The sequence below is a fragment of the Mycobacterium sp. P4_H6 genome (assembly GCF_056400845.1).
Window position 1 is genome coordinate 1 of the sequence record NZ_JBFUKN010000008.1, and the last position, 12593, is coordinate 12593.

18 protein-coding genes and 1 pseudogene are annotated in these 12593 nt (G+C 67.6%); 10 read left to right on the forward strand and 9 right to left on the reverse strand.

Translation table 11 applies throughout. The features are described 5' to 3' along the window. Nucleotides 1-189 (reverse strand): annotated as a pseudogene (locus AC1DTF_RS05015) (YihY/virulence factor BrkB family protein); the annotation flags it as partial. 61 nt (nucleotides 190-250) lie between these two features. After that, a complete protein-coding gene (locus tag AC1DTF_RS05020) occupies nucleotides 251-442 on the reverse strand; it encodes a DUF7455 domain-containing protein (protein WP_082614296.1) in 192 nt (63 codons plus the stop codon). A gap of 135 nt (nucleotides 443-577) precedes the next feature. On the opposite strand from AC1DTF_RS05020, the gene AC1DTF_RS05025 reads away from it, so the two are divergent. From AC1DTF_RS05025 to AC1DTF_RS05040, 4 genes are all read left to right on the forward strand, one after another. Further along, a complete protein-coding gene (locus AC1DTF_RS05025) occupies nucleotides 578-946 on the forward strand; it encodes a DUF952 domain-containing protein (RefSeq protein WP_057169006.1) in 369 nt (122 codons plus the stop codon). Nucleotides 947-1012: 66 nt separating this feature from the next. Continuing rightward, nucleotides 1013-1846 (forward strand): SDR family NAD(P)-dependent oxidoreductase, encoded by an 834-nt coding sequence (locus AC1DTF_RS05030; protein WP_477473275.1) that lies wholly within the window; start codon nucleotides 1013-1015, stop codon nucleotides 1844-1846. A 36-nt stretch (nucleotides 1847-1882) separates the two neighbouring features. Beyond that, entirely contained in the window at nucleotides 1883-2677 is a 795-nt protein-coding gene (locus AC1DTF_RS05035; protein WP_477473276.1) for a hypothetical protein, read from the forward strand. A 129-nt stretch (nucleotides 2678-2806) separates the two neighbouring features. Then, a complete protein-coding gene (locus AC1DTF_RS05040) occupies nucleotides 2807-3199 on the forward strand; it encodes a nuclear transport factor 2 family protein (protein ID WP_057168873.1) in 393 nt (130 codons plus the stop codon). Nucleotides 3200-3263: 64 nt separating this feature from the next. On the opposite strand, the gene AC1DTF_RS05045 is transcribed toward AC1DTF_RS05040, so the two are convergent. Beyond that, entirely contained in the window at nucleotides 3264-4661 is a 1398-nt protein-coding gene (locus tag AC1DTF_RS05045) for an RNA polymerase sigma factor (RefSeq protein WP_057169013.1), read from the reverse strand. 207 nt (nucleotides 4662-4868) lie between these two features. Then, nucleotides 4869-5651, reverse strand: a complete 783-nt coding sequence (gene ppgK / locus AC1DTF_RS05050) for a polyphosphate--glucose phosphotransferase (RefSeq protein ID WP_477473349.1) — start codon at nucleotides 5649-5651, stop codon at nucleotides 4869-4871. Between the two features lie 54 nt (nucleotides 5652-5705). Here ppgK and AC1DTF_RS05055 point away from each other — a divergent pair, with 54 nt between their 5' ends. Next, nucleotides 5706-6548 carry an inositol monophosphatase family protein gene (locus AC1DTF_RS05055; RefSeq protein WP_477473277.1) on the forward strand — a complete coding sequence of 281 codons (843 nt, stop codon included), beginning with the start codon at nucleotides 5706-5708 and terminating at the stop codon, nucleotides 6546-6548. A 1-nt stretch (nucleotide 6549) separates the two neighbouring features. Here the strand turns inward: AC1DTF_RS05055 and cei are convergent, their stop codons facing one another. Next, a complete protein-coding gene (gene cei / locus AC1DTF_RS05060) occupies nucleotides 6550-7203 on the reverse strand; it encodes an envelope integrity protein Cei (protein WP_477473278.1) in 654 nt (217 codons plus the stop codon). A 174-nt stretch (nucleotides 7204-7377) separates the two neighbouring features. On the opposite strand from cei, the gene AC1DTF_RS05065 reads away from it, so the two are divergent. Continuing rightward, nucleotides 7378-7680 (forward strand): DUF4193 domain-containing protein, encoded by a 303-nt coding sequence (locus tag AC1DTF_RS05065; RefSeq protein ID WP_057169015.1) that lies wholly within the window; start codon nucleotides 7378-7380, stop codon nucleotides 7678-7680. A gap of 9 nt (nucleotides 7681-7689) precedes the next feature. Here AC1DTF_RS05065 and AC1DTF_RS05070 read toward each other — a convergent pair whose 3' ends face one another. Next, nucleotides 7690-8178, reverse strand: coding sequence for a DUF3093 domain-containing protein (locus AC1DTF_RS05070; RefSeq protein WP_477473279.1), 489 nt, complete (start codon nucleotides 8176-8178; stop codon nucleotides 7690-7692). Between the two features lie 25 nt (nucleotides 8179-8203). On the opposite strand from AC1DTF_RS05070, the gene dut reads away from it, so the two are divergent. Both dut and AC1DTF_RS05080 read left to right on the forward strand, forming a co-directional pair. Further along, entirely contained in the window at nucleotides 8204-8668 is a 465-nt protein-coding gene (dut, locus tag AC1DTF_RS05075) for a dUTP diphosphatase (RefSeq protein ID WP_477473280.1), read from the forward strand. After that, nucleotides 8644-9387, forward strand: a complete 744-nt coding sequence (locus tag AC1DTF_RS05080; protein ID WP_477473350.1) for a DUF3710 domain-containing protein — start codon at nucleotides 8644-8646, stop codon at nucleotides 9385-9387. The genes dut and AC1DTF_RS05080 overlap by 25 nt, the downstream gene beginning before the upstream one ends. Here the strand turns inward: AC1DTF_RS05080 and AC1DTF_RS05085 are convergent. Further along, a complete protein-coding gene (locus AC1DTF_RS05085; protein ID WP_477473281.1) occupies nucleotides 9384-10085 on the reverse strand; it encodes an alpha/beta fold hydrolase in 702 nt (233 codons plus the stop codon). The genes AC1DTF_RS05080 and AC1DTF_RS05085 overlap by 4 nt on opposite strands. Nucleotides 10086-10205: 120 nt before the next feature. On the opposite strand from AC1DTF_RS05085, the gene AC1DTF_RS05090 reads away from it, so the two are divergent. Both AC1DTF_RS05090 and AC1DTF_RS05095 read left to right on the forward strand, forming a co-directional pair. Next, nucleotides 10206-10577, forward strand: a complete 372-nt coding sequence (locus AC1DTF_RS05090) for an OB-fold nucleic acid binding domain-containing protein (protein WP_477473282.1) — start codon at nucleotides 10206-10208, stop codon at nucleotides 10575-10577. Nucleotides 10578-10660: 83 nt separating this feature from the next. Then, on the forward strand, nucleotides 10661-11251 hold the full coding sequence (locus tag AC1DTF_RS05095; protein ID WP_082614316.1) for a DUF3159 domain-containing protein: 591 nt from the start codon (nucleotides 10661-10663) through the stop codon (nucleotides 11249-11251). On the opposite strand, the gene AC1DTF_RS05100 is transcribed toward AC1DTF_RS05095, so the two are convergent. Both AC1DTF_RS05100 and AC1DTF_RS05105 read right to left on the reverse strand, forming a co-directional pair. Beyond that, the gene (locus tag AC1DTF_RS05100) at nucleotides 11239-11904 is read right to left on the reverse strand and encodes a potassium channel family protein (RefSeq protein WP_477473283.1); all 666 of its coding nucleotides are present in this window, start codon (nucleotides 11902-11904) and stop codon (nucleotides 11239-11241) included. The genes AC1DTF_RS05095 and AC1DTF_RS05100 overlap by 13 nt on opposite strands. Beyond that, the gene (locus tag AC1DTF_RS05105) at nucleotides 11904-12575 is read right to left on the reverse strand and encodes a potassium channel family protein (RefSeq protein WP_477473284.1); all 672 of its coding nucleotides are present in this window, start codon (nucleotides 12573-12575) and stop codon (nucleotides 11904-11906) included. Before AC1DTF_RS05105 ends, AC1DTF_RS05100 begins: the two co-directional genes overlap by 1 nt. Nucleotides 12576-12593: the final 18 nt, after the last annotated feature.

The window sequence follows — 12593 nt, forward strand, 5'->3', positions numbered from 1 at the left end:
GAACAGCGGCGCGAGATAGGCCAGACTGCCGAGCATCCCCAGCAGCAGCGGTGGCAGCGACAGCGCACACCAGAAGGCGGCCTGAGCGGACTCGGAGAAAATCGAGTCATCCCAGGATTTGCTCAGGGTGCGTTTGGTGATGGGCCAGACGTGATGACGTGATGGCTTCGCCGGGAGCTGATCGGTCATCACCAGACCAGCATTCCCGACGATGGACTCCGCCGCCCGGTATCACCGGACGGGCGGGTCGCTACGCGTCGACTGCGCCGACCTCGATCACGGCAGCCAGCTCGATCAGCTTGGCTTCGTGTTCGTTGGCATGGTGTTGGCAGAACAACAGCTCGGCGCCTGACGGCAGCTTCGCGCGTACACGCGCGGCAGCACCACAGCGGTCGCAGCGATCGGCCCGGGTCAGTTCCGGACTTGTCAGAGTTGCGTTCACGGCACTTCCTCCGTTCAGCTTTGGTGCGTATGTCTACTGTGTCAGACGTTTTCGGTTCTGGCCTTGTTCCCTCGGGGTTCACCGGTGTGTCGTGTCTCACTGCGTGTGCGTTACCGGGGGAGCAAGCTGGAAATCATGGGTACCCAGAACGCCGTCCTTGTGCACCTGTGCGCCGACCACGAATGGCAGCGCGCGCTGGAGAGCGGTGCGCATCGCCCCGCGTCCCTGGCCGAAGCCGGTTTCATTCATCTTTCGTCCCCTGAACAGGTCCATCTGCCGGCCAACCGCCTGTACGCGGGGCGCACTGATCTTGTGTTGCTGAACATCGATGCCACGCGGCTGTCCGATCCGGTTCGCTGGGAGCCGGGTGTGCCGACCGATCCTGAATCGATGCTGTTCCCACACCTGTACGGGCCGTTGCCCGCTGAGGCTGTGACAAGTGTCACGCGTTATCTGCCCGCCGCGGACGGCTCGTTCGCTGAGTTGCCGGCGACTCCCGAATAGACCACGGCCGCCTCGAAATCCACGCCGCCATCGTAGACGCGAAAGCTGGGACGTTAGGTTGGGGGAGTGAGTGCATCCGGGCGCGTCGCGGTGGTGACCGGCGCCAGCCGCGGCGCCGGTCGTGGTATCGCGGTGGCACTCGGGGCGCACGGCTGGCGGGTCTATGTGACCGGTCGCTCCATCGCGGATTCCGGCACGGCCGAACTGGTCGGCGCGGCCGGCGGCGTCGGTGTGGCGGTGCCCGTCGACCATGCCGACGATGACGCGGTGGCGCGGTTGTTCGCCCGCGTGCGTGACGAGGACGGCGGGCTGGATCTGCTCGTCAACAACGCGGCCGTGATCCACGACGAGCTCACCGGTGCGAAACCGTTCTGGGAGAAGCCGGTCGGGCTGGGCGATGTGCTCGACGTCGGGCTGCGCTCGGCCTATGTGGCGTCCTGGCACGCGGCGCCGCTGCTGATCACCCGGCCCCGCGCACTGATCGCCTTCACCTCGTCACCGGGTTCGGTCTGCTACATGCATGGCCCCGCCTACGGCGCCCAGAAGGCCGGGATCGACAAGATGGCGGCCGATATGGCCGTCGACTTCAGCGATACCGCCGTGGCGTGCGTGTCCATCTGGATGGGCATCCTGCTGACCGAACGGCTGCGCTCCGCGTTCGCCGGGAAGCCCGACGCGCTGGCGGCAACCGCGCAGCACGCCGAGACCCCGGAGTTCGCCGGGCATCTGATCGATGCGCTGTTCGCGGATCCGGAACTGGCCGCGCTGAGCGGGCACACATTGATCGCCGCCGAATTGGCCACCCGCTACGGGATCACCGACGAAGACGGGCGCCGTCCGCCGTCGCACCGCGAAATGCTCGGTTCGCCAAGGGAACCCAGCTCCGTGGTGATTCGCTGATTAACAAATGCCGATAACTTTGTAAACTGACCCACTGTGGCAATACTGTCCGGCTTCGCGCCGTGGATCGTCTACTGGATTCTGGTCGGCAACGTGCCCTTCACCGCCGCGGTGCTGGTGGCGCTGGCGGTCGCGGTGGCCTCCTACGCGATCGGGCGGGTCCGCGGCACCGCGGGCCGGACGCTGGAGATCGGCGCCATCGCCACCTTCGCGGTGCTGACGGTCCTGACGTTCACCGTCAGCCAGGCGTTCATGGAGCGCTGGATCCAGCCACTGAGCAGCCTGGGCATCCTGCTGGTCGCGCTCATCGGCGTGCTGGCCGGCAGGCCGTTCGTGCGCGAGTTCGCCGAAGCCGATCAGCCGGCCGAGGTGATCAAGAGCGAGCTGTTCGGCAAGATCACCACCCTGGTCACCTGGATCTGGGTCGCCGCGTTCGCCGGGATGACCATCTCCTCGGCGATCCCGCCGATCGTGCAGGGCGGTGCCACGATCCTTGACACCAAGACCCCGCTGTCGTTCATCTGCTACTGGGTGCTGCCCTTCGCCCTGCTCGGCGCGGCGGTGCTGGGTGGTCGGGTGCTGACGGAACGGATGGTGGCCGAGGCCACCAGCCCGCACACCGTCCGGCGCAGCACCTTCGTCGCGTTCAAGGAACTCGAGATCGACCAGCTGTACTACCTGGCCCGGGAACGGGCCGAGCGGGAGGCCGGCCCCGATCTGGAGGCCTACGACGTGAAGCTGGGCAGCCAGGGCGTGCCGCTGACCGGCGACGAATCCCGCGAATCGTGGCCGATGAGCTACAAGCTTCGTGAACGCCGCGTCAAGCACTGAGTGCGCAGCTTATAGCAAATACTTCTTCACTTGGCAACTAGTGGACTTGTTTTGCCTGTACAGAGGCATGTTTTCGGGCGTACATTCGATGCGGCTCGTGCAATCGGGTCGGCTCGAAAGGAGCGTGAGATGTCTGAGCAGCAGGACAACATCGAACTGATCAAGAAGGGTTACGAAGCGTTCTCCACCGGCGACGCGGAGACGACGATGTCGTTGTTCGATGACAACATCGAGTGGGTGCAGCCCGGCAACAGCACCATCAGCGGCACCTATCACGGCAAGGGCGAGGTCGGCCACTACATGGCCCTGCTCGGCGAGAAGAATGTGTCGGTCAAACTCAATCAGCTGTTGGCCGACGGCGACACCGTCGTGGCGCTGACCGAGGTGAGCGTGGGTGAGGACACGGCGCACGACGCGGACGTCTTCACCATCAAGGCGGGCAAGACCACCCGGGTCGAGGTGCACACGGACACCGCGATGATGGAACGGGTGTACGGCACCAAACAGCACGCGGCGCACTGAGCGCCCACACGAAACGGCCGCAACCAGCATGCTGGTTGCGGCCGTTTCGTTGTTCTCACCGAATCTAGTCCAGATAGTCGCGCAGAACCTGGGAGCGGCTCGGGTGGCGCAGCTTGCTCATCGTCTTGGATTCGATCTGACGGATGCGCTCACGGGTGACGCCGTAGACCTGGCCGATCTCGTCCAGGGTGCGGGGCTGACCGTCGGTCAGGCCGAACCGCAGCCGGACCACGCCGGCCTCACGCTCGGAGAGCGTCTCCAGCACCGACTGCAGCTGGTCCTGCAGCAGGGTGAAGCTCACCGCGTCCACGGCCACCACGGCCTCGGAGTCCTCGATGAAGTCGCCGAGCTGGCTGTCGCCCTCGTCGCCGATGGTCTGGTCCAGCGAGATCGGCTCACGCGCGTACTGCTGGATCTCCAGCACCTTCTCCGGCGTGATGTCCATTTCCTTGGCCAGCTCTTCGGGCGTGGGCTCGCGGCCCAGGTCCTGCAGCAGCTCGCGCTGGATACGGCCCAGCTTGTTGATGACCTCGACCATGTGCACCGGGATACGGATGGTGCGGGCCTGGTCGGCCATGGCGCGGGTGATGGCCTGCCGGATCCACCAGGTGGCGTACGTGGAGAACTTGTAGCCCTTGGTGTAGTCGAACTTCTCGACCGCGCGGATCAGACCGAGGTTGCCCTCCTGGATGAGATCCAGGAACGCCATGCCGCGGCCGGTGTAGCGCTTGGCCAGCGACACCACCAGACGCAGGTTGGCTTCGAGCAGGTGGTTCTTCGCGCGGTCGCCGTCGCGGCAGATCCACTGCATGTCGCGGCGCTGGGCCGCGGGCAGCTTCTCGCCCTTCTCGGTCAGCTCGGTCATCAGCTGGGTCGCGTACAACCCGGCCTCGATGCGCTTGGCGAGCTCGACTTCTTCTTCGGCGTTGAGCAGCGCCACCTTGCCGATCTGCTTCAGATAGGCACGGACCGAGTCCGCGGAGGCGGTGAGCTCGGCATCCTTGCGCGCCTGGCGCAGTGCCTCGGATTCCTCTTCGTCCCAGACGAAGTCACCGGAGGCCTTGTCCTTTTCGGACGGCTCGGCGATCTCCTCGTCGGCCTTGGCCGGCTTGGCCTTGGCATCGCCCGCGGTTTCCGCCTCGTCACCGTCGGCTTCGGCCTCTTCCGATTCCTCGGCGTCGTCCTCGGTCTCCAGGTCGTCGATCTCCACGTCCTCGACGTCGAGGACGTCGCCGGGCTCGACTTCGATGTCGTCGGTGGTTTCGATGTCCTCGCCTTCGGCGGAGACGTCCTTCTTGGACGCAACACCCTTGGCCGGGGCCTTCTTGGCGGGAGCTTTCTTGGCGGCCCGCTTCACAGGCGCCTTTGCAGCGGCCTTGGCGGGCGCCTTCTTCGCAGGCGTCTTGGTTGCGGTGGGCGTCACCAGCTCATCGGTTGCCGGGCTGGTCTTTGTCGCTGCCACGTACACCCTCTCGGTCTTGCGGATTCGATGGCGCGCGCAGGCGTCACCGAAAGTCGTCGGCTGTCTCGAATATTGGCGTTTGATCTCTGCTCGGATATCCGCCGCTATCTCGGTAGGCGGCCGCCATCAACCATTGTAACGACAGTGTGGGTGTGTACCGCGCCGAGCGGCAAATTTGACTCGGCGCGCGCGTCGTGTTCGTCCGGTTCAGGGTTCGACGTGGATGCCCTGAGCGGCCATCGCGGCGCCCACGATCCCGGCACTGTTGAGCAGGGCGGCCGGCACCACCGGGACGCGGTTCTTCAGCATCGGGATCCAGCGGTCGGCCTTGCGGCTGATGCCGCCGCCGGCGATGAAGAGGTCCGGCCAGATCGCGTTCTCGACCGCTACCAGCACTTTGGTGACCTCCTCGGTCCAGCGCTGGTAGTTCCACTCCTTGCGTTCCTTCACCGAGGACGCGGCGCGGTGCTCGGCCTCCTTGCCGCCCACCTCGAGGTGACCGAACTCGGTGTTGGGCAGCAGCACGCCGTTGTGGATGACGGCAGATCCGATACCGGTGCCGAACGTCAGAAGCACGATCAGACCGGTGTTGTCCTTGCCCGCGCCGTAGCGTTCCTCGGCCAGGCCGGCGGCGTCGGCGTCGTTGAGCACCGTCACCTCCTGCCCGCCGAGTTCGGCGCTGATGACCTTGGCCGCGTCGGTCCCGATCCAGCCCCTGTCGACGTTGGCGGCGGTCCGCACGATGCCGTTGGTCACCACACCCGGGTAGGTCACGCCGAGTTTGCCGGTCCAGCCGAATTCGCGGACCACGGCGGCGACGGTGGTGGCCACCGCGTCCGGGGTGGCCGGTTGCGGCGTGGCCAGCTTGAACCGCTCGCCGACCAGTTCGCCGGTGTCCAGATCGACGATCCCACCCTTGATGCCGCTGCCGCCGACGTCGACGCCGAATCCGGTGTTGGTCGATTCGGTCACTGGAACGCTCCTAAGCAGGCGGCGGACAAGGCAATTCGCCACCACATTAACGGTTTGTGGTGCGATGTAGCCATGCCGGATGACAACGATCCCCAGACGCTGCGCGCGGTGGCAGAACAACTGGCCACCGAGGCGGCGGCTTTCGTACGGACCAGGCGGGCCGAGGTGTTCGGCGCGGTGCCGGCCTCCGGTGCGGTGCAGACAGGTTCGATTCAGACCAAGAGCACCCCGACCGATCCGGTCACCGTGGTCGATACCGAGACCGAGCGCCTGCTGCGCGAGCGGCTCGCCGAACGCCGGCCCGGCGATCACATCCTGGGCGAGGAGGAGGGCGGTTCGGCGGTGGCCGCGCCCGGCGAGCCGGTCTGGGTGATCGACCCGATCGACGGGACGGTCAACTTCGTCTACGGCATCGAGGCCTACGCGGTCTCGGTCGGCGTGCAGATCGATGGCGTCTCGGTGGCCGGCGCGGTGGCCAATGTGGCGACCGGCGAGCTGTATTCGGGCGCGGTCGGTCACGGCGCGAGCGTGACCCGCGAGGGTGTGTCGACCGCGTTGCGGTGCAACACCATCGATGACCTGTCGCTGGCGCTGTTGGGTACCGGGTTCTCCTACGAGGCCGAGCAGCGCCGACGGCAGGCCGCGGTGTTGGCGGCGCTGCTGCCCGGGGTGCGCGATGTCCGCCGGATCGGGTCGTGCGCCCTGGACCTGTGCATGGTGGCCGCCGGGCGCCTGGACGCCTATTTCGAGGACGACGTGCACGTGTGGGACTGGGCGGCGGGTGCGGTGATCGCTTCCGAGGCCGGTGTCGTGCTGCGGTTGCCGACCTCCACGGGTGACGCGCAGGACGTACTGGTGGCCGCCGCGCCGGGCGTGGCGGCCGCGCTCGACGAGGCGCTGGCGCGCGCCAGGTAGCTCAGCAGGTGGCGCTGTGGATCTTGGTCAGCAGCGACGCATCGGCGGGCTGGGTAGCGTCCGGACGCAGACCCGCCAGCATGGCGTCGATGTCGTCGCTGCGGCTGAACTCGCTGAACTCGGTGCCCACGGCGAGGTCCACCGAGTCATCGGAGCGGCCGTCGAGGAACAGTTCGGTGCAGGGTGCGACCAGCCATACCGCGGCCGCGGCGGCCCGCCCGGTCTCACCGAACCGGATCTGGCCCTGGCATTCGAGCCGGCCGTTGGCGTACACGGGGTCATTGGCGGCGGTGGGCTGGGCGAAGCCCAGATCGCGCAGCGCGCCGGACACCTCGGCGGCCTGACCGCCCTGGCCGCTGGCATTGAGCACCTGCACCCGGGTGTCGGCCAGCCGCGACGGCATCACCTCGGCCATTTCGGCGGGGGAGACCTGCTGGCCGAGCACCGGCTGGCTGGCATCGCCGCTCGGCGGGGGCGGCGCGTTGCAGGCCACCGCCTCGGGGACTGCGGTGGACTGATTGAGCGCAATCACCCACACCACGCCACTCACCAAGGCGAGCACGAGGAACAGGCACAGCACAGGCACATGGTTGCGGCGGCGGAACGGACGACCGTGTTTGTCGAACGCTGTGCCCTCGGTGATGGATGCGACCACCCCTGCACCTTAAGGGCACGCCAGGGCATGCGTTCCTACCAGGGGTTTTGCTCTGTGATATAAATCACAGTCAATCTACGCCGATTCCGGGCACGAATCATTTGGTGTAGGCGTTCGACGCTGGTACAAAGCACTGCTGCAAGGGTGCTGCAAACGGTACCGGAGGGGATGAATATGGCTACCGACTACGACGCTCCACGGCGAACCGAGACAGACGATGTGTCCGAGGATTCGCTGGAAGAGCTCAAAGCGCGACGTAACGAGGCCCAATCGGCCGTCGTTGACGTCGATGAATCAGAGTCCGCGGAATCTTTCGAGCTTCCGGGTGCCGATCTGTCCGGTGAGGAGTTGTCAGTTCGGGTCGTCCCGAAGCAGGCCGATGAGTTCACCTGCTCCAGCTGCTTCCTGGTGCATCACCGCAGCCGGCTGGCCAGTGAGAAGAACGGGCTGTACGTCTGCACCGACTGCGCGGCGTGACCCGAGGGGTCAGCTGCGCAGTGCGGCCAGCACCCGGTCAGGGTGTCGGCAGCTGACCAACCAGTACGGGGTGGGGTCGTCCGGATCATCGAGCACGATGAGCACCATCGGACCGACCCACGCCCTGTGCAGGACATAGGCCGCAGGGTCGAGTTGGCGGCCCAATGCCGCCGACTTGGCCGACCTGGGCACCTCCGCCGACCGTGAGATGACGCTCAACGGAAGGTGGGCCGGGCCCGCCCACAGCTCGACGGCGCCATCGGGCCCATCCCCGTTCTGCACCACCCGGATCTCCATGCGGCCCGCCCACATCAGCGCCGCCGCGGCGACCGGCAACAGCACCGCATAGGGCGTCCAGTCCGGCAGGCCCTCCACGCCCATGTTGACTTCGGCGGCGATCAGGGCCGCGAGCCCCAATCCGGGCAACCAGAACCACCACGGCAGCCGCAGGCGCTCGCGGTAGCGCACGGTTTGGGTGATGGCGCGCGTGTCGGACACGTGCCCAAGAGTAATCTCATCCGTCGTGCCCACCTCTCTGGCTGTCGTGAGATTGGATCCCGACCTCCCCATGCCCGGCCGGGCCCACGATGGCGACGCCGGCGTCGACCTGTTCAGCGCCGTCGATGTGGAACTGGCGCCCGGTCACCGGTCGCTGGTTCCGACGGGGATCRCCGTCGCCATCCCGCACGGGATGGTCGGCCTGATCCATCCGCGGTCGGGATTGGCGACCCGCGTTGGGCTTTCGATCGTCAACACGCCCGGCACCGTCGACGCCGGTTACCGTGGCGAGATCAAGGTGACATTGATAAATCTCGACCCGCAGGAGCCGATCGTGGTGCGGCGCGGAGATCGCATCGCTCAGCTGCTGGTGCAGCGGGTCGAGCTGCCGGAGCTCATCGAGGTGTCATCCTTCGACGAGGCCGGGCTGGCCGACACCACCCGCGGTGCGGGTGGGCATGGTTCATCCGGCGGACATTCGAGCTTGTGAAAGAAGGCGACAGCGTGACTGACGAAGCCGAAGACTTCGATGGACCGTTCGATATCGAGGATTTCGACGACCCGGAGTCGGCGAAGCATGCCCGCCTTGACCTCGGGTCCGTCCTGGTCCCGATGCCGGCGGCCGGCCAGGTGCAGGTCGAACTGACCGACCAGGGGGTGCCCAGCTCGGTGTGGGTCGTCACCCCCAACGGGCGGTTCACCATCGCGGCCTACGCGGCCCCGAAATCGGCCGGGTTGTGGCGCGAGGTGGCCGCAGAGCTCGCCGACTCGTTGCGCAAGGACGGCGTCAAGGTCCGCGTGGAGGACGGCCCGTGGGGCCGTGAGGTGGTGGGGGCCAGTACCTCGGCGCCGGAGGGCCAACAGCCCGGGGTGGTCCGCTTCATCGGCGTCGACGGCTACCGCTGGATGATCCGCTGTGTGGTCAACGGACTGCCCGAGAACGCCGACGCGCTGGCCGCGGAGGCGCGGGAATCCTTGGCGGACACTGTGGTTCGTCGCGGTGACACGCCGCTGCCGGTGCGCACCCCGCTGACCGTGCAACTGCCCGAAGCGATGGCCGCCCAGCTGCGCGCCGCCGCCGAACAGGCCCAGGCGCAGGCCCAAGCCCAAGCCCAGGCGCAGGGTCAGGTGCCGCCGGAGCCCGCGGCACGGCGCAGCGCCGAAGGTTCGGCGATGCAGCAGATGCGCAGCACCATCACCGGCGGTTAGAGCTCCAGCAGGGCGGCCACACACGCAGCCCCCAGCCGTGACGGGTCGGCGCCCATCTCGTCGAGCGTCACCGTGTGCAGCGACGCGTGCCGGGCCGCGGCGGCCCATTCGACCGCGACATCGGCCGGGTGGACGGGATCGTCCACAGCGGCCGCCAGGCCCATCGGCACCGTCAGCGCGGTCAGTTCCTCGACCGTAGGTGCCACATAGGCGGCGGCCTCGGCCATGGCATCGGGTAGCGCGGGCCACTGGGCCAGCCAGGAGCGGGTCAACTCGGCGGCCAGCCACGGCGGACTACCGGCCTGCATCGCCGCGATGGTGGCGGAAAGCCCTTCCTCGCGCAATTGCTGCGCCGAATGACGTGCGGTGAGCGCGGCGGGCGCATTGCCGGGTGCACCCGACCAGGCGGGCAGCGCCGCCAGCACTGCCACGACCCGGCTGGGGTGCTGCAGCGCCCAGGCGGTGGACACCGCGGCCCCGATGGACACGCCGCCGACAGCGATCGGCGCACCGCTGCGCGCGGCGTCATCCAGTGCGGCCAGGTAACCGGCGATCAGCCGGGACGGTTCCGGCTCGGGTGTGACGACAATCGCACCCAGTTCGTGCAGCGGCCCGGAAAACGCCCGGTAGACGTAGTCGTCATCGGATCCGGTCCCGGCCAGCAGAACCGTTGTCACACCACGTAAGTTGACCGCCATCACACGATGGTGACAGTTCCGCCGCAACGCCCGGGCGCGACGTGGCGAATCGGAACCAACAGGTCTACGGTGGCGTTGGTCAGGTAGTGGATCCACGACGGATCCGCGGCAGGGAGAGGTATGGCTACGGCCGAAGGGTATCTGCGTCGGCTCACCCGCCGACTGACGGAAGACCCCGAGCAGCTCGACGTCGAAGAACTCAGCGACGAGGCCGCCGGCACCGGCGCGCAGAAGGCAATCAACTGTCAGCGCGGCCAGGAAGTCACCATGGTCGGCACCCTGCGCAGCGTCGAGTGCAACGGCAAGGGCTGCGCCGGCGGCGTGAAGGCCGAATTGTTCGACGGCACCGACTCGGTCACCCTGGTGTGGCTGGGACAGCGCCGCATCGCGGGCATCGAATCCGGCCTGAGACTGCGCGTACACGGGCGCCTCGGCCAGCTCGACAACGGCACCAAGGCCATCTACAACCCGCTCTACGAGATTCAGAAGTGACGGAGCAGAACTCCGAGCAATCCACCGCCGACGCTGCCGCCGAGGAGCCGCCCAAGAAGGGCGCCCAGGCCGTTCTGGAGCAGATGGGCGGCATCAGCGGGCTGATCTACTCCTCGCTGCCGGTACTGGTGTTCGTGCCGGTCTCCACCAACTTCGGGCTGATGCCTGCGATCTACGCCGCCCTCGGGGTGGCGGCGCTGGTGCTGGTCTGGCGGCTGATCCGCAAGGAGTCGCTGCAACCGGCCGTGTCCGGGTTCATGGGCGTCGGCATCAGTGCGCTCATCGCCTACCTGGTCGGCGAATCCAAAGGCTATTTCCTGTTGGGCATCTGGTCCTCGCTGGTGTGGGCGTCGGTGTTCCTGCTCTCGGTGCTGATCCGGCGGCCCGTCGTCGGCTACATCTGGGGCTGGGTCAACAACCACGACCGCGACTGGCGCAAGGTGCGCCGGGCCGTGCTGGCCTTCGACATCGCGACGCTGACCTGGGTGGCGGTCTTCGCGTCGCGTTTCGTGGTGCAGCGCCACCTCTACGACGCCGACGACACCGGCCTGCTCGGGGTCGCCCGGATCGCCATGGGCTGGCCGCTGACCGGGGTGGCCGCGGTCATCACCTACTTCGCCATCAAAGCCGCGCAGCGGGCGCTACACGCGCACGAGCCCGCTCAGCGCGCCTGAGGATGCAGCAGCAGCTCGCGTAGTTCGTCCTCGGCGCCGGCGGTGGCTACGAACACCAGCTCGTCGCCGCCCTCCAGCGGCTCGTCGCCCTCGGGCACGATCACTCGTGGGCCGCGCAGAATCGTCACCAGGGACGCGTCACGCGGCAGGTTGAGCCGCTTGACGGCCTTGCCGCCCCACGGGGTGTCATCGGGCAGGGTGATCTCGACCAGGTTGGCCTGTCCCTTACGGAAGCTCAGCAGCCGCACCAGGTCACCCACGGCAACGGCCTCCTCGACGAGCGAGGCCAGCATGCGCGGGGTGGACACCGCCACGTCGACGCCCCAGTTCTCGTCGAACAGCCACTCGTTGCGGGGGTCGTTGACCCGCGCGACCACCCGGGGCACCGCGAACTCGGTCTTGGCCAGCAGGCTCAGTACCACGTTGGCCTTGTCGTCGCCGGTGGCGGCGATCACGACGTCGAACTCCTCGAGGCGCACCGACTCCAGCAGGCTGAGCTCGCAGGCATCACCGAGACGCCAGTGCGCGGCCGGGATGGCGTCGACGTCGATGTGTTCGGGGTCGCGTTCCAGCAGCGTGACGTCGTGGCTGGCGACGAGTTCGCGGGCGATGGAACGGCCGACTGCGCCGGCTCCGGCGATGGCGACTTTCATCAGCGGTCGTTGTCCTCGCTCGGGGGTAGGGCTGAAATCGCCAGGGCCTCGGCGATATGGCCGGAGATGGCGGCGATGAACACGTGGTCACCGGCCTGGATGATGGTCTTGGTGTCGGGCAGCAGTCCGGTGCCCAGTCGCAGCATGAACGCGACGCGGCCGCCGGTCGCGGCCTCCAGTTCGGTCACCGCGTGGCCCGCCCAGTCCTCGTGCAGCGGTAGTTCGGCCACGCCGACATTGCCGGACGGGTCACGCCATTTGGTGGTCTCGGATTCCCGGGTGAGCACGTTGAGCAGACGGTCGGTGGTCCATGGCACGGTGGCCACGGTGGGGATGCCCAGGCGCTCGTAGACGGCGGCGCGCTTGGCGTCGTAGATACGGGCGACGACGCGTTCGACGCCGAAGGTCTCGCGCGCCACGCGGGCGGAGATGATGTTCGAGTTGTCGCCCGAGGACACCGCGGCAAAGGCGCCCGCCTCCTGAATTCCGGCGCGCAGCAGCACATCCCGGTCGAAGCCCATGCCGAGCACCCGTTCACCGGGGAACTCGGGGGACAGCCGGTTGAACGCGGTCGCATCCCGGTCGATCACGGCCACCTCGTGGCCGATCCTGGCCAAGCCGTCCGCCAGCGATGCGCCTACCCGGCCGCACCCCATCACCACTACCCGCACCCTCGGTCCTCTCTGGCC